This window comes from Pseudomonas sp. BJa3 (assembly GCF_026343815.1).
Lineage (GTDB): Bacteria > Pseudomonadota > Gammaproteobacteria > Pseudomonadales > Pseudomonadaceae > Aquipseudomonas > Aquipseudomonas soli.
In genome coordinates, this window is record NZ_JAOXMC010000279.1 from 1 (window position 1) to 263 (window position 263).

The 263-nt window shown below is 66.2% G+C and carries 1 pseudogene; it reads right to left on the minus strand.

Annotated features, from left to right (window positions below):
- Positions 1-263, minus strand: a pseudogene (locus OH705_RS27725) (bifunctional diguanylate cyclase/phosphodiesterase); the annotation flags it as partial.

Consider the following 263-nt stretch of genomic DNA (forward strand, 5'->3'; position numbering starts at 1 on the left):
GAGCACGCGGAGGTGGCCGTAATCGTCGAGCGCGATCACCGAGGCCACCGCCTCGGGCATCACCTTCTCCACTTCGCGGCAGACCAGCGCCAATACGTCCTGCAACGGCTGTTCGCGGACGATCGCGCCGAGCACCTTGCGGTGCAGTTCTTCGTGCAGCTTGCTGTGCGTGATGTCGGTGTAGACGCCCAGCAGGTAGCGCGTGCCGCGGTCGCCGTCGAACACCGGATTCACCACCGCCGAGATCCACAGCGGCACACCGT